The organism is Paracoccus sp. KKT209 (assembly GCF_055635455.1).
In genome coordinates, this window is sequence record NZ_CM145758.1 from 255,283 (window position 1) to 279,881 (window position 24,599).

Consider the following 24,599-nt stretch of genomic DNA (forward strand, 5'->3'; position numbering starts at 1 on the left):
GCGACCCATACGCCCATTCGGGGGATGTTTCCATGAGTGATGACACCGACCGCCCCGCTGACGCCGCGCCCCAGGCCGGGCCCGACCTGCCGCCCGCCGCGCAGCGCGCCCTGGCCGAGGCCGAAGAGCGTCGCCGCGCCCGCGCCGCCCAGATCCTGCCCGAGGAATATGGCGGCCGCGACGGGCCCGAACCGGTGCGCTATGGCGATTACGAAAAGAACGGCATCGCGGTGGACTTCTGAATGGCGCGGGTCGTTTCATGGATTGGCTGAAGGCGTCCGCCACCCAGCAGGGCCGCGCGATCATGGCGGGGCTTCTGGACCCGATCGACCAGACCGAGGCCTATCTGGCCGCGGCCAAGGCGCATCCCGACTGCGACCGGATCTTTGCCCGGCTGACGCCCGCGCGCGCCCGGTCCGAGGCCGTCGCCGCGCATGACCGCGCCAAGCTGGGGCGCCGCCACAGCCTGCTGGACGGTGTCGCCATCAGCTGGAAGGACAATATCGACAGCGGCGGCACGGTGACCGAGGCCGGATCGAAGCTGCTGGAGGCGCGGGTGCCGCGCAAGGATGCCAACATCCTGGCCCGCGCGGCCCGGCGCGGCACGATCTGCCTGGGCAAGACCCATATGACCGAACTGGCCTTTTCGGGCCTGGGCCTGAACCCGGTGACGGCGACGCCGCCCAATGCGCTGGACCCGGCGCTGGCGCCGGGGGGCTCGTCCTCGGGGGCGGCGGTGTCGGTGGCCCTGGGGCTGGCGGCGGCGGCCATCGGCACCGATACCGGCGGATCGGTCCGCGTGCCGGCCGCCTGGAACGGCCTGGTCGGTTTCAAGCCGACGCAAGGCGCGCTGCCCGAAAAGGGTGTGGTGCCCCTGGCGCGCAAGTTCGACATCGCGGGTCCCCTGGCCCGCACGGTCGAGGATTGCGCCGAACTGTTCGCGATCATGGCCGACCAGCCTGCGCCCGACCTGACCGAGGCCACCGCCCAGGGCCTGCGGCTGATGGTGCTGGACGGGCTGCCCTTTGACGGGGCCGAGGCCGGACCCGTCGCCGCCTTCGAGGATGCGGTGGACCGGCTGGGGCGCGCGGGCGCGCAGGTCACGCATGTCGCCACCGACTGGATCGACCGCGCCATGGCGCTGTCGCCGCAGCTGTTCGCCCCCGAGGCCTATGGCATCTGGCGTGCGCAGATCGAGGACGCGCCCGAACTGATGTGGAAGCCGATCCTGGAGCGTTTCCGTGGCGGCGCCGAGGTCAGCGCGCCCGATTACGTGGCGGCTTGGGAAAGCCTGACCCGCGTGCGCCGCAGGTGGATCAAGGAGGTCGTCGGCGGCTATGACGCCGTGCTGATCCCGACGGTGCCGATCATGCCCCCCGCCGTGGACCGCCTGATGAAGGACGAGGCCGAGTTCGTCCGCGCCAACCTGCTGACCCTGCGCAACACGCGCATCGCGAACCTGCTGGGCCTGCCGGCGATCACGCTGCCGACCGGGCATGCGGCCTGCGGGATCTCGATGCTGGGCCACGCGGGGCATGACCGGCACCTGCTGCGCGTGGCTGCGGGGGCCGAGGCGGCGCTGGCGGCGGATTAGGCGAGGGCCTGCCCGTTTGCAGGTCTTTTGCTGGACGCAAGGCCGCGTTCACGCTAATGTTTCTGCAAAAGGAACGGGGCGCAGACCCCGAGAAGCGAGGCAGAGATGGCATTCCCCGAGCGGTTCTCGAACCTGCCCGACTACGCGTTCCCGCGCCTGCGGGCGCTGTTGTCCGACATCACGCCGGATCTGGCGCCGGGCGAATCCCCTATCGTGCTGACCATCGGAGAGCCGCGCCACGCGATGCCGGAGTTTGTTCCCGGGGTCATGGCCGACAGCATCGGCACGCTGGCGAAATATCCGGCGAACGAGGGGATACCCGAACTGCTGGCTGCGATCGGCGGCTGGCTGGACCGCCGCTATGGGTTGGAGGTGGGGGCTGACCGCCTGATGGTGCTGAACGGCACGCGCGAGGGGCTGTTCAACGCGGCGCTGGCGCTGTGCCCCGAACGCAAGAATGGCCAGCGCCCGGCGATCCTGGTGCCCAACCCCTTCTACCAGGTCTATGCCGTCGCCGCCGCCGCCGTCCAGGCCGAGGCGGTGTTCGTTCCCGCGACGCCCGATACCGGAAACCTGCCCGACTACGCGGCGCTGGACCCCGCGCTGCTGGACCGGGTCGCCGTGGCCTATCTGTGTTCGCCCGCCAACCCGCAGGGTGCCGTGGCCGGGCGCGACTATCTGGAACGGCTGGTGACGCTGGCCGTGCGGCATGATTTCCTGATCTTCGCCGACGAGTGCTATTCCGAGATCTGGCGCGACGCGCCTCCGCCGGGCGCGCTGCAGGTCGCGACCGCGATGGGCCTGCCCGACCGGGTGGTGATGTTCAACTCGCTGTCCAAGCGGTCGAACCTGCCGGGGCTGCGCTCGGGCTTTGCGGCAGGCGGCGTCGCCCAGATCCGAGAGATGCGGCGCCTGCGCAATTATGCCGGGGCGCCCCTGCCGCTGCCCGTTCAGCATGTCAGCGCCGCAGCCTGGGCCGACGAGGCCCATGTCGAGACCAGCCGCGCGCTGTACCAGGAAAAGTACCGCATCGCGGACCGGGTGCTGGGCGATGTTCCGGGCTATCAACGACCGGACGGCGGGTTCTTTCTCTGGCTGCCGGTCGAGGATGGCGAGGCGTCTGCGCGCAGGCTTTGGGCGGAGGCGGGCATCCAGGTCCTGCCCGGCGCCTATCTGTCGCGCGAGGTAAACGGGTTCAACCCGGGGCACGGCTTTGTGCGCGTGGCGCTGGTCGCCGATGCGGCTCTGACCGAGGCGGCCCTGACGCGGCTGCGCGACGTTCTATACGACAGGGCGGGCGCCGTGGCGGCCGCGGACATGACCGACGGGGAAGGGTGAGGCAATGGCAAGCTGGCAGGCGAAACACCGCGATCCCCTGTTCGACCAGAACACCCAGGCCGCATTGGAGCGGCGGGGCAAGGAGCTGCTGGGCGCGGGGCTGCTCCTGCTGGGCGTCATGGTGTCGATGATGCTGGGCAGCTGGTCCTCCGACGATCCCAGCTTCCTCTCGGCCACCGATGCGCCAGCGCAGAACATGCTCGGCAGCTTTGGCGCCTACATTGCTTCTCCGCTGATGATGATCGCGGGATACGGGTCCTGGATGCTTGTCGTCGCGGCCTGGGTCTGGGGCCTGCGCCTGATGTTGCATCGGGGTGAGGAGCGCCTGATGCGCGGCATCTTCACCCCCATCGCGGTGGCGCTGGTGTCGGTCTATGCCAGCACGATGATGCCGGGGCCGGACTGGCAGCAGACCTATGGCCTGGGCGGCCATTTCGGCGACATGATCATGGGCGCGATGCTGAACCTGCTGCCGATGAAGGCGCAGCTGGGCATCCGCATCGCCGCGCTTCTGGTTGCGGTGGCGGTCGTTGCCGTGGGCGCCTTTGTCCTGGGCTTCAGCCGGGACGAACTGGTCGGGCTGTGGCGCCGCTTCAAGGGCGGATTGTCCACCGCGATGCACCTGTCGCTGCGTGGCGCGGACGGTGCCGTACGGCTGTCGCAGCGGCTGCGCAAGCGGGGCGGGACCCCGTCCGAGGATGCCGCTGCCGCGCCGGCGGCGGGACGGTCGCGGCGCAAGGCCCCCGCTCCGGCCTTCGAGCTGGAAGAGGAGATGCCCGAGCCCGAGCTGATCGAGCGCGATTCGGACTATGACGGCGACGGCCCCTCCGAGGAGGAGGTGCGCGGTCGCATCAGCGACGCGATCCGCAGCAATGCCGCCAAGACCTCGGTCCTGAAGATCGTGGCCTCGCGGCTGGCCCGCGACCACGGCTCTGCGCGCCCCGAAGCCGAGGATGCCGATGGGGAGCCGGCCGATCCGCAGCCCTCCGGCGCCGAGATGCAGCGCCCGATGGTGGCGCCCGCGCGCAAGGCGGAACCCTCGCGCAGCACCCGCGCCGAGGCCGAACCCGCGCCCCGGTTCCAGGAGAGCGGCCCGGCCTATGAACGCCCGCCGCTGGCGCTGCTGTCGGCGCCGTCGGACAGCGACGTGGTCCCGGTGTCGAACGAGGCGCTGATGGAAAACGCCCGCATGCTGGAGGCGGTGCTGGACGATTACGGCGTCAAGGGCCAGATCACCGAGGTCCGCCCCGGCCCGGTCGTCACGCTGTACGAGCTGGAACCCGCGCCGGGCCTGAAGGCCAGCCGCGTGATCGGCCTGGCCGATGACATCGCCCGGTCCATGTCGGCCCTGTCCGCGCGCGTCAGCACCGTTCCCGGCCGCACCGTCATCGGGATCGAGCTGCCCAATGCGCGGCGCGAAAAGGTGCTGCTGCGCGAGATCTTCGCCTCCCGCGCATTCGGCGATGGCACGCAGCCGCTGCCCTTGGCGCTGGGCAAGGATATCGGCGGCGATCCGGTCGTGGCAAACCTAGCCAAGATGCCCCACCTGCTGATCGCGGGCACCACCGGGTCGGGCAAGTCGGTCGCGATCAACACGATGATCCTGTCGCTGCTCTACAAGCTGACGCCGGACGAATGCCGGCTGATCATGATCGACCCCAAGATGCTGGAACTGTCGGTCTATGACGGCATCCCGCACCTGCTGTCCCCGGTCGTCACCGACCCCAAGAAGGCCGTCGTGGCGCTGAAATGGGTCGTTGGAGAGATGGAGGACCGGTACCGCAAGATGTCCAAAATGGGCGTGCGGAACATCGAGGGCTACAACGGCCGCGTCACCGAGGCCCTGAAGAAGGGCGAGATGTTCAAGCGGACCGTCCAGACCGGGTTCGACGAGGATACCGGCGACGCCATCTGGGAGACCGAGGAGTTCCAGCCCGAGACCTTCCCCTATATCGTCGTGGTCGTCGACGAGATGGCCGACCTGATGATGGTCGCGGGCAAGGAGATCGAGGCCTGCATCCAGCGCCTGGCGCAGATGGCGCGGGCCTCGGGCATTCACCTGATCATGGCGACGCAGCGCCCGTCCGTCGATGTCATCACCGGCACGATCAAGGCGAACTTCCCCACGCGGGTCAGCTTTCAGGTCACGTCCAAGATCGACAGCCGCACCATCCTGGGCGAGCAGGGGGCCGAGCAGCTGCTGGGCCAAGGGGACATGCTCTACATGGGCAACGGCGCGCGGATCACCCGCATCCACGGCCCCTTCGTCAGCGACGAGGAGGTCGAGGAGATCGTGAACCACCTGAAGTCCTTTGGCCCGCCCAGCTACAAGTCCGGCGTAGTCGAGGGGGTCGAGGACGACAAGGCCGACGATATCGACGCGGTCCTGGGCCTTGGGGGCGGCGAGGGCGGCGACGATGCGCTTTATGACCAGGCGGTCATGATCGTGGCGCGGGACCGCAAATGTTCGACCTCGTATATCCAGCGCAAGCTGGCGATCGGCTATAACAAGGCCGCGCGGCTGGTCGAGCAGATGGAAGAGCAGGGTGTCGTCAGCGCGGCCAACCATGTCGGCAAGCGCGAGGTTCTGGTTCCTGAGGTCTGAGGGCCCCGACATGACCGTCTGGAACATCCATTTCCTGAACGCCCGCCACGCCCTGACCGGCGACATGGCCCAGATCCGCACCACCGCCCGCGAGGCCGTGGCGCAGGTCGGGCAACTGGTGACGCTGCCGCCTTTCGACTTGGTGATCCGGGCGGAAACGGGCGGCGGGATCCCCGACCGCGGCGTGGGCGGTCGCGCCTCGATGCCCGGGCTGGTCGAGGTGACGGTCAATCCGGGCCGCTTTACCGAGGACCACCTGACACGGGTGCTGGTTCGCGAGATGCACCACCTGCTGCGGTGGGAGGGGCCGGGATACGGTCGATCCCTGGGCGAGGTGCTGGTCAGCGAAGGGCTGGCCGGCCATTTCGTGACGCAGGTGCTGGGCGGCGAACCCGATCCCTGGGATGCCGCCCGTCCCACCGCGGGCTGCCTGCGCCAGGCGGGCAACCTCTGGGCGCGGCGCGACTTCGACTTTGCCGAATGGTTCCACGGGCGCGGCAAGATCCGCAAATGGACCGGCTATGGCATCGGCCACCGGCTGATCGCCGAGCATCTGGCGCAGGAGCCGGGGCAGGACGCGGCGCGCCTGGCCTGGATACCCGCGGACATGTTCCGCCCCGCCCTGCGTCGGCTGCTGGCGGCCGACGGGCTGGAGGCGGAGGACGAGGGGATGGAAGAGGTGGCCGACGCGGCAGGGCCTGAGGCGGCGGTTGCACCGGACGAAGCTGGGGAACCTGCGCCCGAGGCCCCTGGGAGTATCTGACCAGAAGACGCGCCCGTCAGCTGGCGCGGCGCCCCAAGGCGAAGACCAAGCCCAGGATGAGGCCCGTTGCGGCGCCGCCCAGATGCGCCTCCCATGCGATAGAAGGGAGCAGCAGGGTCAGCGCGATGTTGAGCCCGAGGATCAGCGCCACGGCGCGCACCAGCGGCGCGGTCGACCTTTGCCGGCGGCGAAGCGTGATCGTCGCATGGCCGACCAAGGCTGCGGCAAGGCCGAAGACGGCACCCGACGCCCCGACCATCGGTCCCGCCTGCGGCTGCATGAGTGCGAACAGGAGGGCGCCGCCCACCTGGCTGGCCACATAGATCGCCGCCATCCGGGCGGCACCCACCATGCGGTTCAGCTCGCGCGCCACGGCGGCCAGCGAGATCATGTTCATCGCCAGATGCAGCAATCCGCCGTGCAGAAGGCCGTAGGTCAGGAACATCGCGATGCCCTGGCCGGGATATAGGCCCGGCCCGTCCAGGAACAGCGGCGACCAGAAGCCGCCCAGCATGAAGGCGGCCTGTCGCGCGATCGGATAGCCCAGAAGGCCCGCAAGCAGCAGTCCGCCCTCGATCAGGCAGCAGAGGAGGATTAGACCCCGCACCCACAGCGGCAGGATCGCCGGGACCAGTTGCCGGGCCGAGACGCGGGGGATCGCGACGGGGCGGCTGTCCTCAGTCATCGGCCTTGATCTGGCGGGCCTCGTCGATCAGCATGATCGGAATGCCGGACCGGATGGGGAAGGCCAGCCCTGCGGCGCGGGACACCAGTTCCTGGCGCGCCGCGTCATAGCTGAGGGTGGTGTGGGTCACCGGGCAGACCAGCGCCTCGAGCATGTGGCGGTCGAAGGTCGGGGCGGCGGGTTCGGTCATTGCATGCGTTCCTCGTTCTCGCCGCCATGCAGCGCGAATTCGATAAGCCCGACCAGCAACTCGCGCCGGTCGGACAGGGAGGGGGATTCCAGCAGCGCCTGCTTGTCGCCCGCCGAAAAGGGCAGCATCATCGACAGCGAATTGATCAGCAGTTCGTCCTCGGCCTTGGCTGCGGCTTCCCAGTCGGTCGAGAGATCCTGCGTTTCCATGTAGCGCGACAGCAGCGCGAAAAGCGCATCGCGATCAAGGCCCGCGTCATGTTCAGGGCCGCCCCGGTCGCGCGCGAAGGAGGACCAGTCCACCTGACCCTGCAGATAGGGAGAGAACCCCTCGGTCACCTCCTGCAGCCGAAAGCGTGACACGGCGCCAAGCGAGATCATCATCCGCCCGTCGCCGGTTTCCGAAAATGCCACCACCCGCCCGGCGCAGCCGATGGCCGCCAGGCCGTCCGTTTCGGGCTGGATCATGCCAATCAGGCGGTGGTCGGTCTTCAGGGTGTCTTCCAGCATCTGCAGGTAGCGCGGCTCGAAGATGTGCAGCGGCATGCGCGAACGCGGCATCAGGACCGCCCCCGGCAGCGGGAACAGGGCGAGGCGGTCCGGAAGTTCGAAGCGAAGGGCCATCGATCAGGCAAAGATCAGCGAGGACAGGCGGCGCCGGCCCTTCTGGCCGACCGGGTCATTCGGCTTGAGACTGTCGAAGATCGTGATCAGCTGCGCCTTGGCCGCGCCGTCGTTCCAGTCGCGGTCGCGGCGGAAGCTGTCCAGAAGGACGTCGACCGCTTCCTCGACCCGGCCCGCTGCGTGCAGGGCCTGCGCATATTCCAGCCGGGCCTGCTGGTCGGCGGGGTCGGCCTCGACGCGGGCCTGCAGGTCGCCGATGGGACCGGCGCTTTCGGCCTGCTGGGCCAGCTGCAGCTGGGCGCGCGCGGCCTCCACCGGGCCGGCATGGGTCAGGGGCTGCGGAACCTGCTGCAGGGTCGAGGCGGCCGCGGCATGGTCGCCCGCCGCCAGATGCGCGCGGATCAGGCCGCCCCAGGCCTCGGGGCTGTCGGGCAGCTCGCCGATGATGGCGGTGAAGGTCTCGATCGCGTCGGCGGCCTCTCCGTCCTCGATCATCTGCTCGGCCGCGGCCAGCGCATCGCCCAGTCCGCCGTCATCGCCCGACATCGCGGCCAGCTTGTCCACGAACTGCTTGATCTGGCTTTGCGGCAGCGCGCCCTGGAAGGCATCGACGGGCTGGCCCTTGTAGAAGGCATAGACCGTGGGCACCGACTGCACGCGCAGCTGGCTGGCGATCATCTGGTTCTGGTCCACGTCGACCTTGGCCATGCGGACGCGGCCCTTGTGGCGGGCCACCTCGGCCTCCAGCGCGGGGCCCAGCGTCTTGCAGGGGCCGCACCAGGGCGCCCAGAAATCGACGATGACGGGCACCTCCATCGAGGCCTCGACGACCTCGGTCATGAAATCGGCCTCGGTCACGTCCTTGATGAAGTCGGCGGTCTTGGGCGCGGCGGCCCCCTCGAAAAGCATGGTCATGTCGTCCCCGGATCGTTCGGTCGATGCTGTCGCCTTCAATATGGGGCGTCAGGCTCGCAAGCAAAAGCCCCGATGCGCCCCCAGGATGCGCCTAGAGGTCGAAGCTGGCCAGCACCGGCACATGGTCGCTGGGCTGGTCCCAGCCCCGGCAGGGGCGCAGGATGCGGCTGGCATGGGCGGCATTGGCGATATCGGCGCTGGCCCAGATATGGTCCAGCCGGCGGCCCTTGTCGGCGGCGGCCCAATCTTTGGCGCGATAGCTCCACCAGCTGTAGAGCAGCCCGGCGGGGATGTCCTGGCGCGTCACGTCCACCCATCCGCCGGCATCCTGGGCGGCCAGAAGGTGGTCGACCTCGACGGGCGTGTGGCTGATGATCTTGAGCATCTGCTTGTGCGACCAGACGTCCTCCTCGTGCGGGGCGATGTTCAGGTCGCCCACCAGGATCGACTTCTGCGGCCGGTCGGCGTGAAAGACGTCGCGCATCTCGGCCACGAAATCCAGTTTCTGCCCGAACTTCTCGTTCACCGTCCGGTCCGGGACATCGCCGCCTGCGGGGACATACATGTTGTGGATGACGACGCCGTTCTCCAGCCGGGCCGAGACGTGGCGCGCATGGCCCAGGCGCGCATAGTCGCGGTCGCCCGCATCCTCCAGCGGCAGGCGCGACAGGATGGCCACGCCGTTATAGCCCTTTTGCCCGCGCGCCACGATATGGGTATAGCCAAGGTCGCGGAAGGCGGTCAGCGGGATCTTGTCCACGGGCGACTTGCATTCCTGCAGGCAGAGGATGTCGGGCGATTCCTCCCTCAGAAAGCGGGCGACCAGCCCTTCGCGCAGGCGGACCGAGTTGATGTTCCAGGTGGCGATGGTGAACATGGGGGTCTCCTTTGGGCGCGGACCCTAATGGCGGGGGCCGGGCCTGTCGAGGCGCAGGCTTGCCATATGGGCCGCGGGCGTTATGCAAGGGGAAAGGGCGCGGAGGATCGGGATGAAACTGACCATCGACGAGGCGCTGACGCGCGGCGGCACGGGGCCTTTCCAGTGGCGGCTGCTGGGCATCTTCGGGCTGGTCTGGGCGGCGGACGCGATGCAGGTCATCGCCGTGGGCTTTGCCGCCCCCTCGGTCGCGGCCAGCTTCGGGCTGGAGCGGGTGACCGCGCTGCAGATCGGCACGGTGTTCTTTCTGGGCATGTTCGTGGGCGCGTTCCTGTTCGGCCGCGTGGCCGACCGGATCGGGCGGAAATGGGTGCTGATCGGCACGGTGGCGATGGATGCGGTCTTTGGCCTTGCCTCGGTCATGGCCGGGGACTTCACCTGGCTGCTGGTGCTGCGCTTCCTGACCGGGGTGGCGGTGGGCGGGACGCTGCCCGTCGATTATGCGATGATGGCGGAATTCCTGCCGCCGAAGAACCGCGGCCGTTGGCTGGTCTGGCTGGAGGGGTTCTGGGCCATCGGCACCATCGTCGTGGCCCTGACGGCCTGGGCCGCGGCATCCTGGGGGGCATCAGCGCCCTGGCGCTGGATCTTCCTGGTGGCGGCGCTGCCGGCGCTGATCGGCTTTGTGCTGCGCTTCTGGATCCCTGAATCGCCCATGTACCTGGTCCGCAAGGGCCGCCAGGCCGAGGCGCGCGCCGTCATCGACCGCGTGCTGGCAGTGAACGGGGCCCAGCCCCTGCCCAGTCAGGCCCATCTGCGCCCGGCGCCGGTGCCGGCGGGGGCGGCGGTCTCGATCCTCTCGGCGCCGCTGCGGCGCGCCACCCTGGGGGTCCTTGCGGTGTGGTTCCTGGTGTCGCTGTCCTATTACGGCGTCTTTGTCTGGGTGCCGGGCCAGCTGGCGACCGAGGGCTTTGGCTTCGTGCGCGGCTATGGGTTCCTGGTGATCCTGGCCCTGGCGCAGGTGCCGGGCTATGCGCTGGCCGCCTGGGGGGTCGAGGCCTTGGGCCGGCGCCCGACGCTGGCGGCCTTCCTGCTGCTGTCGGCGGCGGGCTGCGGGCTGTTCGCGGTGGCCAGCGGCCCGGTCCTGGTCGCCACCGCCCTCATCGTGATGAGCTTTGCGCTGCTGGGCAGCTGGGGGGCGCTTTACGCCTTTACCCCCGAGCTTTACCCCACCCACCTGCGCGGCACCGGCATGGGCACCGCCAGCGCCATGGCGCGCCTGGGCGGCATCCTGGCCCCCAGCCTGCTGGCGGTGGTCTTTGCCCAGGGGTTCGGCCTGGCGATTGGCAGCTTTGCCCTGCTGCTGGTCCTGGCCGCCGCCGCGCTGATGCTGATCCCGATCGAGACGCGCGACCGCGCCATCGGCTGACTGCGAAACAACGCGGCGAAACAAGACGGCGGAACAAGGCGGCGCGCGGGTCCGTTGCCCCGTCACATCACGGAAAGGAAGCGACATGGGCCAACTGGTCAACGGCGTCTGGAAGGACACGTGGTACGACACCGACAGCACGGGCGGCGAATTTCAGCGCGACACCTCCAAGTTCCGCAACTGGGTCACTGCGGACGGCAGCCCCGGCCCGACCGGAGAGGGCGGCTTTCAGGCGGAAAGCGGACGCTATCACCTCTATGTCAGCCATGCCTGCCCTTGGGCGCATCGCACGATGATCTTCCGCGCCCTGAAGGGGCTTCAGGATCACATCGGGGTTTCGGTCGTGCATCCCGAGATGCTGAAGGAAGGGTGGGAATTCCGCACCGATTTCGACGGCGCCACCGGCGACCGGCAGTTCGGCCTGGACTATCTGCGGCAGGTCTATCTGAAGGCCAGGCCCGATGCCTCCGGGCGGGTGACGGTTCCGGTCCTGTGGGACCGCCAAACTGGGCAGATCGTGTCGAACGAAAGCGCCGACATCATCCGCATGTTCAACAGCGCCTTTGACGGCATCACCGGCAACACGGACGATTACTGGCCCGAGGCCCTGCGCGACCGGATCGAGGAGGTCAACGCCCGCATCTATGACACCGTCAACAACGGCGTCTACAAGGCCGGCTTTGCGACGTCGCAGGCTGCCTATGAGAAGGGGGTCGTGCCGCTTTTCGAGAGCCTGGACTGGATCGAGGGGCTGCTGTCCGGGCACCGTTACCTGACGGGCGACCGGATCAGCGAGGCGGACTGGCGGCTGTTCACCACGATCCTGCGCTTTGACCCGGTCTATCACACCCATTTCAAGTGCAACCGCCGTCGCGTGGTGGATTACCCCAGCCTCTGGGCCTGGGCGCGCGAGCTGTATCAATGGCCCGGCGTGGCAGAGACCGTGCATCCCGACCACTATGTCCGGCACTATTACTTCAGCCACGACATGATCAACCCGAACCGGATCATTCCCCTCGGGCCGGAGGAGGACTGGACCGCGCCGCACGGTCGGGGCTGACGAAAAAAACCCCGGCGCGGGGAAACGCCGGGGTCATCAGAGAGGGAGGGTGTGGCCGCATCCACCGACCACTGGGCTTCGGGGGCCTAACGTCCGGCCTCCGCCCCGGTTCCGCGTTTCGGCGGCATGCGCCAAAACTTGCCAAGGCGGTCAGGCGACCAGTCGATAGCCGCCCGATTCCGTCACCAGCAGCCGGGCGTTCGAGGGGTCGGGCTCGATCTTCTGGCGCAGGCGATAGATGTGGGTTTCCAGCGTGTGGGTGGTGACGCCGGCATTGTATCCCCAGACCTCGTGCAGCAGCACGTCGCGCGGCACGACACCGTCCTGGGCGCGATAAAGGAACTTGAGGATGTTGGTTTCCTTCTCGGTCAGGCGGATCTTGCGGTCCTTCTGGTCGATCAGCATCTTCATCGCCGGCTTGAACGTATAGGGCCCCAGCTGAAAGATCGCGTCCTCGGACTGTTCATGCGTGCGCAGCTGGGCGCGCAGCCGGGCCAGCAGGACCGGGAACTTGAAGGGCTTGGTCACGTAATCGTTGGCGCCCGCGTCCAGCCCCAGGATCGTGTCGGCATCGGTGTCATGGCCGGTCAGCATGACGATGGGGCATTTCACGTTCAGCTTGCGCAGCTTCTTGCACAGCTCGCGTCCGTCGGTGTCGGGCAGACCCACGTCCAGAACCACCAGGTCGAAGATCGCATTCTTGGTGGCCTCGACCGCGTCGGCGCCGCTGCCCGCCTCGGTCACGTCAAAGTCGTCGGTCGCGACCAGCTGTTCGGCCAAGGCCTCGCGCAGGTCTTCCTCATCGTCGACCAGCAGGATTTTTTTCAGTCCGGCCATGGTTGCCTCCTTTTGCTTCTTGGGCAATCAGTGGGGACGTCGGCGCAACCCGTCCAGCGACATGTCGAAAATCTCACATGGAGTTGTCAGGATCGCGCGCTATGTTTCAGACTGTTTCAAAATTGCGTGGCCCCATGAGCCTGATCCCGACACTTGCCGAAACCATTGCCCGCGCCCGTGCCGACTTGCGCATGGGCTTGCCCGTCATCCTGGGCGATCACCTGGCGGCCGCGATCGAGACGCTGTCGCCCGCGCGCCTGGCCGATCTGCGCCAGCTGGGAGAGCCGGTTCTGGCGCTGACCGCCCGGCGGGCGGAGACGCTGAAGGCGCGTGTCTATGACGAGGGGCTGGCGCGGGTGCTGCTGCCGCGGGATGCGGACCTGGCCTGGCTACGCGCCTTGGCCGATCCGGCCGACGACCTGCGCATGCCGATGAAGGGGCCGCTCTCCAGCGCGCGCGGGGGCGACGCGGCCCCCCATCGCGCCGCCCTGGCGCTGGCGAAATCGGCCGAGCTGCTGCCGGCGATGCTGCTGGTGCCGGTGCCTGCCGTGCCGCCGGGCCTGACGCGGCTGGCCCCCGGCCCGCTGATCGCGCAGTTGGCGGCCGAGAATGCCTTGGCCCCGGTCGCGGCCGCGCGGCTGCCGCTGCTGTCGGCCGAACATTCCCGGCTGCACATCTTTCGCCCCGACGACGGCGGCACCGAACATTACGCCATCGAGATCGGCGATCCGCCGCGCGACCAGCCGGTGCTGGCCCGGCTGCATTCGGCCTGCTTCACCGGCGACGTGCTGGGCAGCCTGAAATGCGACTGCGGCCCCCAGTTGAACGCGGCCCTGGCGGCGATGGGGCAGGCGGGGGCCGGCGTGCTGCTTTATCTGAACCAGGAGGGGCGGGGGATCGGGCTGGCGAACAAGATGCGCGCCTATGACCTGCAGAACCAGGGTTTCGACACGGTCGAGGCCAACCACAGGCTGGGCTTCGAGGATGACGAGCGCGATTTCCGCATCGGTGCCGCGCTGCTGCGGCGTCTGGGCTTTGGCGCGGTGCGGCTGATGACCAACAACCCGCGCAAGGTGGCGATGATGGAGGACCACGGCATTGCGGTGCCCGAGCGCGTGCCGCTGATCGTGCCCCGCAACCGGCACAACACCGGCTATCTGGACATCAAGGCGATCAAGTCGGGCCACCTGCTGTGAGCACGGCCGACATGGTCCTGACGCCGCTGGGGCTGCGATTTCGGGGTCGGCTGTTCCCTTGCAGCATCGGCAGGGCCGGGATCAGCACCGCCAAGCGCGAAGGCGACCACGCGACGCCTGCGGGGATCCACCGCATCACCGGGCTGTGGTATCGGCCCGACCGGCTGCCCCGCCCGGCGCTTTGGGCGCGGGCCATCGGCCCTGCGGACCTGTGGTGCGACGATCCGGCGCATCCGGCCTATAACCACCATGTGCGGGCGCCCCTGGCGGCCAGCCACGAGCGTCTGCGCCGCGCCGATCCGCTGTACGACCTGGTCCTGACCACGGACTGGAACTGGCCGCGGGCCACGCCCGGCGCCGGGTCGGCCATCTTCCTGCACCAGTGGCGCCGCCCGCGCTTTGGCACCGAAGGCTGCATCGCCTTTACGCGCCCGCATCTTTTCTGGATCGCGCGCCACGCGCGGCCGGGCACGCGGCTGATCGTGCCGGAGCTGGCGGGCGGGCGCTAACCCGCGTCAGGCATAGGTCCGGGCGCCGAAGATCGCAGAGCCCACGCGGACATGGGTGGCGCCCTCCGCAATGGCGGCTTCGAAATCGGCGCTCATCCCCATCGACAGGCCCGGCAGGCCATGATCCTGCGCCAGGCGTCGCAGCAGGCGGAAATGCGGCACCGGGTCGGCGCCCTCGGGCGGGATGCACATCAGCCCCTCGGGAGACAGGCCCAGTTCGGTGCAGGAGCGCAGGAAGCCCGGCAGCTCATCCGCCAGGATGCCGGCCTTCTGCGGCTCGTCCCCGGTGTTGACCTGCACGAACAGCTGCGGCCTGCGGCCCTGCTCGTCGATCTGCTGAGCCAGCTTGCGCGCCAGGGTCATGCGGTCCAGCGTGTGGATCGCGTCGAACAGTGCCACCGCCGCGCGGGTCTTGTTCGATTGCAGCGGGCCGATCATGTGGACCGAGACGCCGGGAAAGCGGTCCCGCCAGCCGGGCCACTTTTCCTGCGCCTCCTGAACATAGTTCTCGCCAAAGACGCTGTGTCCGGTGGCCAGGACAGCCTCGACCCGTTCGGCGGGTTGCACCTTGCTGACCGCGATCAGCGTGACGCTGCCGGGGCTGCGCCCGGCGGCCTGTTCTGCCGCGGCGATGCGGCGCTTGATGTCATCCAGTCCCATGCGGCCACCTGACAAAAAGAAAAGAGCGGGCGCAAGGCCCGCTCTTTCAATTCAGACTTGATCGAAAGGATCAGAAGTCGAAGCGCAGACCGAAGTCGCCACGGACTTCTTCGGAATAGCCACGCTCCAGCGAGCCGGCCAGGTAGGCGCCGCCCAGGTCGTACTTGGCGCCGATGCCGAACGCGTTGTCGGTCTCGTTGCCGTCGGCGTTGTTGTTGGCGATATAGGCGCTCAGCGTGGTCTGCGGAGCGACAACATAGTCACCGTACAGGACGATGGTCTTGCCCAGATCTTCACCATCGGCAAAGCCGTTGTCGATCCAGTTCAGGCCGACGCCGTTCTCGGTGCCTGCCAGGGTGTAGTAGGCGCCCAGGAAGTACTGGTCGTTGCCGTCAATCCCGGCACCGTCTTTGACGGCGGCAGCCGACAGGGCGATGTTGTTCATCGCGTAGTCAGCCGAGACGCTGATCTCTTCGGTGGTGTCGCCCGAGGTCTGGTCGGGATCGACATAGGACATGCGGGCCTTCAGCGCGTCGACCGCATATTCCAGCGAGACGCCCTGACGGTTGCGGGTCGCGTTCTCGACAACGGTTTCACAAACCGGCCGGCTGGTTTCCTCGTCGATCACGCACTCGGTGACCGAAGCGTCCGAGCCATAGGCTTTCGACGCATAGGCGAAGAAGGCGCCCGACGGGTTGCCGTGCGAACGGCTGATCAGGCCGACTTCCGATTCATACAGCAGGCCGGCGTTGTCGAACGCGGTGCCGACGTTGCCCACGGCGACGGTCAGGCCGCTGGCGGTGACATACAGCTGGCCCGGCGACAGCGCGGTGATGCCGGCATCGCCCTGGTCCCACTGCGCGCGGACGCGGGCGCCGAAGTCGACGCCCTGGTCGGTCGAGGTCGTGCCATGGATGTTCAGGCGGACGCGCGACGACATCTGCGTTTCCTGGTCGCGGGTGTCGTCATAGGTCATGGCGGTGCGGCCATAGCCCGAGATGGTCACGTCGGCAGCAGCCACGCCGGCCGACAGAACCAGCGCGGTGGAGGCGAAAAGTGCCTTTTTCATGGTGATGTTCCCTCTTGTCTCTCTGATGCCCAAGCCGGCGGTCCCGCCTTGGGTATGCATTTTGTTTCACCGTTTCGAACTTGTGATGCAACGGATTCAAGCGCGGCCTGTTTTCTTTACCCAATTCCGTGATGCACAAGGGCCACACCTGCCCTGAAGCCTGCTGCGACGCAGCGTGGACAGGCCCTTCTCCCTACCCCAAAGCGCTTGTTTCAGCGGGTCGATCCGGGCTAATGCTGGCCCTGACCGAAAGAGCCCGGGGGATGGCATGGATACCGCACGCGCCGCGCGCCTTATGATCGTCACGACGCTTTGCGCGGGGCTGGCAGCCTGCGGAAACACCGCCTCGCGCAGCGGAGGAGAGGAGCCGTCGATCCTGACCGCCGCGGACGAGCGTCCCTCGGCGCGGGTCACCCGCATCCAGGACTTGCTGCGCAACTCGGAAAACCCGAACCAGACCGTCGGCGTCAACAAGTACCTGTGGAACGCCAGCCTGGAGGTTCTGAACTTCCTGCCGGTGCAGACGATCGATCCCTTCACCGGCGTGATCCAGACCGGTTATGGCACGCCTCCGGGTGGGGGGCGGTCCTATCGCGCGACGATCCAGATCAGCGATCCGGCCCTGGACGCGCGCAGCCTGCGCCTGTCGCTGCAGGGTCCCGGCGGCGGGGCGGTGGAACCCGGCACCGTCCGCGCGGTCGAGGATGCGATCCTGACCCGGGCCCGGCAACTGCGGTTGCGCGACGGCCGCCTGTGACGCGGCGGGGCGGGGCACCTGTGGTGCCGGCCGCCCCCTTGCCGGCCTCTGGACCCGCTGCGGCGGGGGGTATAAACCCGCCCGGCAACGAATGACGCCCGAGGTCCGACATGCCCTATGATCCCGCGACAAGCGAAGCCCGCTGGCAGAAGGCCTGGGCCGACGCCGGCACCTTCACCGCCATCCGCGACGAGCGCCCGAAATACTATGTCCTGGAGATGTTCCCCTATCCGTCGGGGCGCATCCACATGGGCCATGTGCGCAATTACACGATGGGCGACGTGGTGGCGCGGTTCAAGCGCGCGCAGGGGTTTTCGGTGCTGCACCCGATGGGTTGGGACGCCTTCGGCATGCCCGCCGAAAACGCCGCGATGGAACAGGGCGGGCATCCGCGGGACTGGACCTATGCCAATATCGCGACGATGCGGGATCAGCTGAAGCCCTTGGGCCTGTCCATCGACTGGAGCCGCGAGTTCGCGACCTGCGACGACGCCTATGTGGCGCAGCAGCAGGCGCTGTTCCTGGACATGCTGGAGGCTGGCCTGATCACCCGCAAGTCGGCGCAGGTGAACTGGGACCCGGTCGACATGACCGTGCTGGCCAATGAACAGGTGATCGACGGCAAGGGCTGGCGGTCGGGCGCCACGGTCGAACGGCGCGAGCTGACGCAGTGGTTCTTCAAGATCAGCGATTACAGCGATGAGCTGCTGGAGGCGCTGGACGGGCTGAAGGGCTGGCCGGAAAAGGTGCGGCTGATGCAGGCCAACTGGATCGGCAAGTCGCGCGGGCTGCAGTTCCGGTTCGCCACCGTCGATGCCCCCGCAGGCCATGAGGCGATCGAGGTCTATACGACCCGTCCCGACACGCTGATGGGGGCCAGCTTCGTCGCGCTGTCGCCGGATCATCCGCTGGTCAAGGAGCTGGCCGCGACCCGCCCCGAGATCGAGGCCTTCCGCGAGGAGTGCCGCAAGATCGGCACCACCGAGGAGGCGATCGAGACCGCGCCCAAGCTGGGCTTCGACACCGGCCTGACCGTCGCGCATCCGCTGGACCCGGACTGGCGCCTGCCGATCTGGATCGCGAATTTTGTGCTGATGGATTACGGTACCGGCGCGATCTTTGGCAGCCCGGCGCATGACGAGCGCGACCACGAGTTCGCCACGAAATACGGCCTGTCCATCCGCGCGACCTTTGGCCAGCCCGGCATGACGCAGGAGCAGGCCGACGCGCTGGTGGCGGATGCCCCCTTCGTGCCGGCCAAGACCGAGGCCGTCACTTATGTCCGCGGCTTCAGCGGGGCCGTCGACCAGACCGGCGAGGCCGCCGTGGACGCCGCCATCGCCCATGCGGAAGGCGCGGGCTATGGCGAGGGCGTGACCAAGTTCCGCCTGCGCGACTGGGGCATCTCGCGCCAGCGCTATTGGGGCTGCCCGATCCCGGTGGTGCATTGCGACGCCTGCGGCACGGTGCCCGAGGCGAAGGGGAACCTGCCGGTGCTGCTGCCGCAGGACGTGACCTTTGACGTGCCGGGCAACCCGCTGGACCGCCACCCGACCTGGCGCCAGGCCACCTGCCCGAAATGCGGGGGCGCGGCGCGTCGGGAAACCGACACGATGGACACCTTTGTGGACAGTTCCTGGTATTACGCGCGGTTCACGTCGCCTGGGGCGGAAACGCCCACGACCCGCGCAGATGCGGATTACTGGATGAACGTGGACCAGTATATCGGCGGCATCGAGCACGCGATCCTGCACCTGCTCTATTCGCGCTTCTTTGCGCGCGCGATGGTGCAGACCGGGCATCTGCCCGAAAGCGCCAAGGAGCCCTTCGACGCGCTGTTCACCCAAGGCATGGTCACGCACGAGATCTACATGACCGAGGACGCGCGGGGGCGGCCGGTCTATCATCTGCCCGAGGACGTGACCGAGGGCAGGCTGGCGGACGGCACGGTGGTCCAGGTGATCCCTTCGGCCAAGATGTCCAAGTCCAAGAAGAACGTCGTCGATCCGGTCAACATCGTCGAAAGCTTTGGTGCCGACACGGCCCGATGGTTCATGCTGTCCGACAGCCCGCCCGAGCGCGACGTGGAATGGACCGCCTCGGGGGCGGAGGCGGCGTCCAAGTTCCTGTCGCGGCTGTGGCGCCTGGCCGATGAGGCCCCGGCCGAGGGGGGCGACGACATTACCCTCACCCGCGCCGCCCATCGCGCCATTGCCGATGTCACCCGTGCCATCGAGGGCTTTGCCTTCAACAAGGCCGTGGCCAAGCTGTACGAGCTGGCCAATGCGGTGGGCAAGTCGCAGGCCGGGGGCGAGGCGCGCCGCGCCGTCCTGCGGATCATGGCGCAGCTGATGGCGCCGATGGTGCCGCACCTGGCCGAGGAGATCTGGGCCAGGTCCGGCGGCCAGGGGCTGGTGGTGGACGCCGCGTGGCCTCAGGCGGATCCGGCGATGCTGGAGGATGACAGTGTCACCCTGCCCATCCAGATCAACGGCAAGCGCCGGGCCGAGATCGCCGTTCCCAAGGACATGGCCAAGGAGCAGATCGAGGCGCTGGTTCTGGCCGACGAGACGGTGCAGCGTTTTCTGGAAGGTGCGGCGCCCAAGAAGCTGATCGTCGTGCCCGGACGGATCGTCAATGTGGTCGCCTGAGCGCCTGCCGCGCCGCGCCCTGCTGCTGGGGGTGCTGGCGCTGGCGGCCTGCGGGCTCAGCCCGGTCTATGGGCCGGGCGGCGGGGGGGCTCGGCTGTTCGGTCGGGTGCGGCCGCGCGATCCGGAAACGCCGATCGACTTCATCTTCAACCGGCGGCTGGCTGAGAGGCTGGGGCCCGAGGACCAGGCCGAATACGACCTGGACTATCGCATCAACGCCGCGGTCGTCAGCCAGGCCATCACCCCGGACGAGGTGACGACCCGCTATTCCCTGAACGGCACGGCCGATTTCTCGCTGACCGGACCGGGCGGACAGGTGGTGGCGCAGGGCCGGGTCAGCAGCTTTACCTCCTATTCAACAACCGGCACCACGATCTCGACCCTGGCGGCCGAGGGGGATGCGCGCGAACGCCTGGCGATGATGCTGGCCGACCAGGTGGTGACGCGCCTGCTGGCGGCCGCCACCGCCCTGCCGGAGTAGCGGCCGTGCTGCTGAAGGGGGGAGAAATCGCGCGCTATCTGGCGCGGCCCGACCCCTCGCGGCCGGGGCTGCTGATCTATGGCCAGGACGCGATGCGGGTGGCGCTGAAGCGCGCCGAGGCGGTGCGCGCGCTGGTCGGCGAAAAGGCCGACGAGGAGATGCGCCTGACCCGCATGGCCGGCGGGGGGCTGAAACGCGACCCGGCCCAGCTGGTCGACGCGGTGCGCGAGGTGGGCTTTTTTCCCGGCCCGCGCGCTGTGGTGGTCGAGGACACGCCCGACAGCGCGGCCGAGGCGATCCAGGCGGCGCTGACCGAATGGCGGCAGGGTGACGCGGTTGTGGTGGTGACGGCGGCTTCGCTGTCCAAGACCTCGGCCCTGCGCAAGCTGTTCGAGACGCATGGCCAGGCCGTGACGGCCCCGGTCTATGACGACCCGCCCGGCGAGGAGGAGGTCGCCCGCTGGCTGGCCGAGGCCGGCCTGCGCGAGGTCCCGCGCGAGGCGATGCGCGAACTGATGCTGCTGGCCCGCGCCCTGGACCCGGGCGACCTGCGCCAGACGGTCGAGAAGATCGGCCTCTACAAGCACGGCGATCCCGCGCCGCTGACCGCCGAGGAGATCGCCCTGCTGGCCCCGGCCACGATCGAGGCGGATCTGGACGAGCTGATCCATGTCGTGGCCGAGCGCCGCGAGGGGGATTTCGGCCCGCTGATGCGGCGCATCGAGCAGCAGGGCATCGCGCCGGTGACGCTGTGCATCGCCGCGCTGCGCCATTTCCGCGCGCTGCACCTGGCGGCGGCCGATCCGGCCGGGCCGGGTGTGGCATTGGCGCGGGCGCGGCCGCCGGTGTTCGGGCCGCGTCGCGACCGCATGGCGCGGCAGGCGCAAAGCTGGGGCATGGGGCCGCTGGAGGAGGCGGTGTCGCTGTTGCTGGCGACGGACATGACGCTGCGCTCGACCAGCCGCGCGCCGCAGATGCCGCTGGTCGAGCGGGCCCTGCTGCGGCTGGCCATGAAGCCCCGGGGCCGCAGGTGAGCGATCCGCCTGACGCGCTGGTGGTCGATGCGCTGGTGATCGGGGCAGGCCCGGCCGGGCTGATGGCGGCCGAGATGCTGATGGCGCCGGGCCGCAGGGTGATCGTGGCCGAGGCCATGCCCAGCCCGGCGCGCAAGTTCCTGATGGCGGGAAAGTCCGGCCTGAACTTGACAAGGGTTGAACCGCTGCCGGTGTTCCAGGCCCATCTTGCCGGCGGCGACCTGTCGGCCGAACCGCGGGGCCACCTGCTGGAGGACGGTACGGGCGCGAGCTTCGGTTCGCCCGAGGTGATGGCCTGGGCCGAGGGCCTGGGGGTGGAGCTGTTCGCGGGCTCCACCGGGCGGGTCTTTCCATTGGGCATGAAGGCCTCCCCCCTGCTGCGGGCCTGGCTGGCGCGGCTGGCCGGCGGCGGGGTGGATCTGCGCCGCCGCTGGCGGTGGGTGGGGCTGGAGGACGGCGGGTTCCGGTTCGACACGCCGGAGGGACACAGGCTGCTGCGCCCTGCGGTGACCGTGCTGGCCCTGGGCGGGGCAAGCTGGCCGCGGCTGGGGTCGGACGCGGCCTGGGTGCCGATCCTGGCGGGGGCGGGCGTGGAAGTGGCGCCTTTCCGCCCCGCCAACATGGGCTTTCGCGTCAGTTGGTCGGAGCCGATGCAGCGGTTTCTGGGAACACCGGTCAAGGGCACGGCCTTGGTCGTGGGCGACCGGGGCGACCGGGTCGGGCGGGGCGAATGGGTGATTTCCCGCGCGGGGATCGAGGGCGGCGGCATCTACGAGGTTGCGGCGGCGATCCGTGACGGCGCGGAGGCCCGCATCGACCTGGCCCCGGACCTCAGCCCGGAGGCATTGGCACGACGCTTTGCGCAGCCGCGTGGCCGGCTGTCCCTGGGCAACTGGCTGCGCCGCGTGCTGGGCGATCCGGTCAAGGTCGCGCTGCTGCTGGAATGGGGCAGGCCCCTGCCGGAGGATCCGCAGGCCTGGGCCGCGCGCGCCAAGTCGCTTTCCCTGCGCCACGAAGGTTCGATGGGGCTGGAGCGGGCGATTTCGTCGGCGGGGGGCATCACCTCCCGTGCCCTGCACACCGACCTGGAGCTGCGCGCGTTGCCCGGCGTCTTTGCCGCCGGAGAGATGCTGGACTGGGAGGCGCCGACCGGGGGCTATCTGCTGACCGGCTGCATGGCCACCGGGCGGCGTGCGGGACGGGCGGCGGCCGCGCGGCTCTCTGCGACCTGAGTCGCAAAAGCCCGGATCTTCGCGGACGAATCGGGCAAGGCCCCGCTAGCCTGTTCCCCCAGGGGAGGAACCACCGCGGCCGGCCCTTTGTCGGCAGAAGAGGTTTCCGATGACGCACACGATCACCGACCTGACGCCCGAGGATCGGCGCCGGATCGACGACTTTCTGGCCCCCGCCGCCCAGGCCAGCGTGGGCCGGACCGATCCGCCGCAGCCGAACGCCGCGTCTCCCGCCCCGCCCCCCGCAGCCGATCAGAGCGCCGCGGCCCGCCCATAGGCGGAGCGGCCGCGCATCCGGTCCAGATGCTCGGTCAGGCGCGGCTCGGTGATCGGAAAGCGCGCGATCAGGGCCCAGTCCAGGCAATGGCCCAGGATGATGTCCGGCACGGTCATCTGGTCGCCCATCAGGAAGGGGCCGTCCGCCATGCGATGGACCAGCGTCTTCTGGCTGGTCTCGAATTCCCACCGCAGCGTGTTCTTGATCGCGCTGAGTCGCAGCTCCTCGGGCAGGATGAAGCTGTGGCGGGCGGCCAGCCACAGCGCCGCGTCGAATTCGTCCAGTAGGAACTGGGTCAGGCTGTCCTGGCGGGCGCGGTCCAGGGTGCCGGCCTTGTGGGTCAGCTGGCCGTGCCGGTCGGCCAGATAGGTCAGGATCGCGGTCGAATCGGTGATCGGCGTGCCGTCATCGATCAGCACCGGCACCTTGCCCGTCGGGTTGAACTGCGCCACGCCCTCGCTGCGCGGATTGGCCGGGACATGCTGGTAGGTCAGGCCCAGCTCCTCCAGCATCCAAAGGACGCGGAAGGCCCGGGACTTGCCGGTTCCGATGACGCGATACATGTGCTGTTCCCCTCGATCTGCTGACCTCAGAGGACCCCAGCCCCTTTCCGGCGTCAAGCGATCAAGCGCGGCGGCAGGCCGCCAGCTGCTGGCGATACATCTCAGATCGTTGCCCGACCTGTCCGGCCACGCGCATCAGCCAGGCCTTTTGCCGGTGGCTGCCGCGGGCAAATCCGCCACGCCCCTCGTGATAGGCCAGGTATTGCGATCCGGCATCATGCATGGACAGGCCCAGCTGCTTCTGGCTGCCATCCATGTACCAGCCCATGAAATCCGTGGCGTCGCGGATGTTGTCGCGGCGCGCGCGCGAGTTCCTGGTGGCGCGCTGATATTCCTCCCAGGTGCCGTCGAGGGCCTGGGAATAGCCGAAGGCGCTGCTCTGCCGGCCGATCGGGATGACGCCCAAGGCATATTGATGCGGGGTCCGCGCATCGCCGATGAACTTTGATTCCTGGTACATCGTCGCCATCTGGACATGCACCGGCACGCCCCATTTGCGTTCGGTCTGGCGCATGGCCCGCAGATAGGCGGGACGTTCGGCCGCGATGGCGCAAGCATTGTCCAGCTGACGCGGCGCGCTGTAGTTGCCGCCGCCGCAAGAGGCGACCAGCCCAACAATGGCCAGCTTCAGTAGCCTGTTCATTCTGCCCTCGTGCTGCTCGTTGTTCTGCTTTTCCGGAGATATTACGGGAAATCACGCGGCAGTGAAATCACAAAGCCGGAAGAAGGGGCGGGACAAACCGCCCCGGGCCGGGGGACGGCGCAGCTTTGTTGATGGCCGGGCGGCTCAGTTGCTTTCGGGACGCAGAAGGGCGTTCAGGGCATGCAGGTTTTCCGCCCCCGCCTCGCGCAGCAGCGTCTCCAGCGCGCGGTAATGCAGCAGCACCTTTTCCCCGGTGGGCGTGACGGTCGCGCCGCCGCCGCCTGCGCCGCCGCGGGCACTGTCGATCACCGGGTCGGCAAAGGCCATGTTCATCTCCTCGACCAGGGTCCAGGCGCGCTTGTAGCTCATGCCCATCTCGCGCGCGGCGGCCGAGATGGAACCAAGCCGCGCGATGCGGCTGAGAAGCTCGGCTTTGCCTGGCCCCAAGATCAGCGGGCTGTCGTATTCGAGGCGAAGCTTGATGCGCAGCCGGGGGGCGGTCGCGGTCTGGGTCATGCGGGGCCTCGTCTCGTTATTCCTGGCAAGCATAGCGCCGGATCGCGCGCTCTGCAATTTGTCCTGTGGCCGGGCGCGTTTCGCCGCGTGCCGCG

General features: G+C 68.7%; 26 protein-coding genes. 15 read left to right on the forward strand and 11 right to left on the reverse strand.

All coding sequences use genetic code 11. From position 1 onward, the window contains the following. Positions 1 to 32 precede the first annotated feature (32 nt). The 5 genes from ACZ2G3_RS01270 (at position 33) to ACZ2G3_RS01290 (ending at position 6,300) form a co-directional block, all read left to right on the forward strand. A complete protein-coding gene (locus ACZ2G3_RS01270; protein WP_470397180.1) occupies positions 33 to 242 on the forward strand; it encodes a DUF1674 domain-containing protein in 210 nt (69 codons plus the stop codon). A gap of 17 nt (positions 243 to 259) precedes the next feature. Next, the gene (locus ACZ2G3_RS01275; protein WP_419268806.1) at positions 260 to 1,594 is read left to right on the forward strand and encodes an amidase; all 1,335 of its coding nucleotides are present in this window, start codon (positions 260 to 262) and stop codon (positions 1,592 to 1,594) included. 105 nt (positions 1,595 to 1,699) lie between these two features. Beyond that, positions 1,700 to 2,932, forward strand: a complete 1,233-nt coding sequence (locus tag ACZ2G3_RS01280; protein ID WP_470397181.1) for an aminotransferase class I/II-fold pyridoxal phosphate-dependent enzyme — start codon at positions 1,700 to 1,702, stop codon at positions 2,930 to 2,932. Positions 2,933 to 2,936: 4 nt separating this feature from the next. Further along, the gene (locus ACZ2G3_RS01285; RefSeq protein ID WP_470397182.1) at positions 2,937 to 5,537 is read left to right on the forward strand and encodes a DNA translocase FtsK; all 2,601 of its coding nucleotides are present in this window, start codon (positions 2,937 to 2,939) and stop codon (positions 5,535 to 5,537) included. A 10-nt stretch (positions 5,538 to 5,547) separates the two neighbouring features. After that, the gene (locus ACZ2G3_RS01290) at positions 5,548 to 6,300 is read left to right on the forward strand and encodes a DUF2268 domain-containing putative Zn-dependent protease (protein WP_470397183.1); all 753 of its coding nucleotides are present in this window, start codon (positions 5,548 to 5,550) and stop codon (positions 6,298 to 6,300) included. A gap of 16 nt (positions 6,301 to 6,316) precedes the next feature. On the opposite strand, the gene ACZ2G3_RS01295 is transcribed toward ACZ2G3_RS01290, so the two are convergent. From ACZ2G3_RS01295 to ACZ2G3_RS01315, 5 genes are all read right to left on the reverse strand, one after another. Beyond that, entirely contained in the window at positions 6,317 to 6,985 is a 669-nt protein-coding gene (locus tag ACZ2G3_RS01295; protein ID WP_470397184.1) for a rhomboid family intramembrane serine protease, read from the reverse strand. Then, positions 6,978 to 7,175, reverse strand: coding sequence for a Trm112 family protein (locus tag ACZ2G3_RS01300; protein ID WP_470397185.1), 198 nt, complete (start codon positions 7,173 to 7,175; stop codon positions 6,978 to 6,980). Before ACZ2G3_RS01300 ends, ACZ2G3_RS01295 begins: the two co-directional genes overlap by 8 nt. After that, positions 7,172 to 7,798, reverse strand: a complete 627-nt coding sequence (locus tag ACZ2G3_RS01305) for an LON peptidase substrate-binding domain-containing protein (RefSeq protein ID WP_419268813.1) — start codon at positions 7,796 to 7,798, stop codon at positions 7,172 to 7,174. The genes ACZ2G3_RS01300 and ACZ2G3_RS01305 overlap by 4 nt, the downstream gene beginning before the upstream one ends. Positions 7,799 to 7,801: 3 nt before the next feature. Beyond that, positions 7,802 to 8,707 (reverse strand): thioredoxin, encoded by a 906-nt coding sequence (trxA, locus tag ACZ2G3_RS01310; protein ID WP_470399005.1) that lies wholly within the window; start codon positions 8,705 to 8,707, stop codon positions 7,802 to 7,804. Positions 8,708 to 8,804: 97 nt separating this feature from the next. Further along, complete coding sequence (locus tag ACZ2G3_RS01315; protein WP_470397186.1) at positions 8,805 to 9,590, reverse strand: exodeoxyribonuclease III; 786 nt, start codon at positions 9,588 to 9,590, stop codon at positions 8,805 to 8,807. A 112-nt stretch (positions 9,591 to 9,702) separates the two neighbouring features. Here ACZ2G3_RS01315 and ACZ2G3_RS01320 point away from each other — a divergent pair, with 112 nt between their 5' ends. Both ACZ2G3_RS01320 and ACZ2G3_RS01325 read left to right on the forward strand, forming a co-directional pair. Continuing rightward, positions 9,703 to 11,019: an MFS transporter gene (locus ACZ2G3_RS01320; RefSeq protein ID WP_419268815.1), complete on the forward strand. Its 1,317-nt coding sequence runs from the start codon at positions 9,703 to 9,705 to the stop codon at positions 11,017 to 11,019. A gap of 85 nt (positions 11,020 to 11,104) precedes the next feature. After that, entirely contained in the window at positions 11,105 to 12,079 is a 975-nt protein-coding gene (locus tag ACZ2G3_RS01325) for a glutathione S-transferase family protein (RefSeq protein WP_470397187.1), read from the forward strand. A 150-nt stretch (positions 12,080 to 12,229) separates the two neighbouring features. Here the strand turns inward: ACZ2G3_RS01325 and ACZ2G3_RS01330 are convergent, their stop codons facing one another. Next, the gene (locus ACZ2G3_RS01330) at positions 12,230 to 12,916 is read right to left on the reverse strand and encodes a response regulator transcription factor (protein ID WP_470397188.1); all 687 of its coding nucleotides are present in this window, start codon (positions 12,914 to 12,916) and stop codon (positions 12,230 to 12,232) included. 134 nt (positions 12,917 to 13,050) lie between these two features. Here ACZ2G3_RS01330 and ribA point away from each other — a divergent pair, with 134 nt between their 5' ends. Further along, positions 13,051 to 14,112: a GTP cyclohydrolase II gene (gene ribA, locus ACZ2G3_RS01335; protein WP_419268818.1), complete on the forward strand. Its 1,062-nt coding sequence runs from the start codon at positions 13,051 to 13,053 to the stop codon at positions 14,110 to 14,112. Next, a complete protein-coding gene (locus tag ACZ2G3_RS01340) occupies positions 14,109 to 14,621 on the forward strand; it encodes a L,D-transpeptidase family protein (protein ID WP_470397189.1) in 513 nt (170 codons plus the stop codon). Before ribA ends, ACZ2G3_RS01340 begins: the two co-directional genes overlap by 4 nt. Before the next feature lie 6 nt (positions 14,622 to 14,627). Here the strand turns inward: ACZ2G3_RS01340 and ACZ2G3_RS01345 are convergent, their stop codons facing one another. Together ACZ2G3_RS01345 and ACZ2G3_RS01350 are read right to left on the reverse strand one after the other, a co-directional pair. After that, positions 14,628 to 15,281: a YggS family pyridoxal phosphate-dependent enzyme gene (locus tag ACZ2G3_RS01345; protein ID WP_470397190.1), complete on the reverse strand. Its 654-nt coding sequence runs from the start codon at positions 15,279 to 15,281 to the stop codon at positions 14,628 to 14,630. 70 nt (positions 15,282 to 15,351) lie between these two features. Beyond that, positions 15,352 to 16,350 (reverse strand): porin, encoded by a 999-nt coding sequence (locus tag ACZ2G3_RS01350; protein WP_470397191.1) that lies wholly within the window; start codon positions 16,348 to 16,350, stop codon positions 15,352 to 15,354. Between the two features lie 268 nt (positions 16,351 to 16,618). On the opposite strand from ACZ2G3_RS01350, the gene ACZ2G3_RS01355 reads away from it, so the two are divergent. From ACZ2G3_RS01355 to ACZ2G3_RS01380, 6 genes are all read left to right on the forward strand, one after another. After that, positions 16,619 to 17,107, forward strand: coding sequence for a DUF3576 domain-containing protein (locus tag ACZ2G3_RS01355; RefSeq protein WP_470397192.1), 489 nt, complete (start codon positions 16,619 to 16,621; stop codon positions 17,105 to 17,107). 110 nt (positions 17,108 to 17,217) lie between these two features. Next, on the forward strand, positions 17,218 to 19,758 hold the full coding sequence (gene leuS / locus ACZ2G3_RS01360; RefSeq protein ID WP_470397193.1) for a leucine--tRNA ligase: 2,541 nt from the start codon (positions 17,218 to 17,220) through the stop codon (positions 19,756 to 19,758). Further along, entirely contained in the window at positions 19,745 to 20,239 is a 495-nt protein-coding gene (gene lptE, locus ACZ2G3_RS01365) for an LPS assembly lipoprotein LptE (protein WP_470397194.1), read from the forward strand. Before leuS ends, lptE begins: the two co-directional genes overlap by 14 nt. A 5-nt stretch (positions 20,240 to 20,244) precedes the next feature. Then, the gene (holA, locus tag ACZ2G3_RS01370) at positions 20,245 to 21,273 is read left to right on the forward strand and encodes a DNA polymerase III subunit delta (protein WP_470397195.1); all 1,029 of its coding nucleotides are present in this window, start codon (positions 20,245 to 20,247) and stop codon (positions 21,271 to 21,273) included. A 62-nt stretch (positions 21,274 to 21,335) separates the two neighbouring features. Continuing rightward, positions 21,336 to 22,505, forward strand: a complete 1,170-nt coding sequence (locus ACZ2G3_RS01375; RefSeq protein WP_470399006.1) for a TIGR03862 family flavoprotein — start codon at positions 21,336 to 21,338, stop codon at positions 22,503 to 22,505. Between the two features lie 109 nt (positions 22,506 to 22,614). Next, positions 22,615 to 22,782: a hypothetical protein gene (locus ACZ2G3_RS01380; RefSeq protein ID WP_470397196.1), complete on the forward strand. Its 168-nt coding sequence runs from the start codon at positions 22,615 to 22,617 to the stop codon at positions 22,780 to 22,782. On the opposite strand, the gene ACZ2G3_RS01385 is transcribed toward ACZ2G3_RS01380, so the two are convergent. From ACZ2G3_RS01385 to ACZ2G3_RS01395, 3 genes are all read right to left on the reverse strand, one after another. Next, the gene (locus tag ACZ2G3_RS01385) at positions 22,758 to 23,345 is read right to left on the reverse strand and encodes a glutathione S-transferase family protein (protein ID WP_470397197.1); all 588 of its coding nucleotides are present in this window, start codon (positions 23,343 to 23,345) and stop codon (positions 22,758 to 22,760) included. The genes ACZ2G3_RS01380 and ACZ2G3_RS01385 overlap by 25 nt on opposite strands. 61 nt (positions 23,346 to 23,406) lie before the next feature. After that, entirely contained in the window at positions 23,407 to 23,988 is a 582-nt protein-coding gene (locus ACZ2G3_RS01390; protein WP_470397198.1) for a transglycosylase SLT domain-containing protein, read from the reverse strand. Positions 23,989 to 24,132: 144 nt separating this feature from the next. Then, complete coding sequence (locus ACZ2G3_RS01395; RefSeq protein ID WP_419268830.1) at positions 24,133 to 24,504, reverse strand: winged helix-turn-helix domain-containing protein; 372 nt, start codon at positions 24,502 to 24,504, stop codon at positions 24,133 to 24,135. Positions 24,505 to 24,599: the final 95 nt, after the last annotated feature.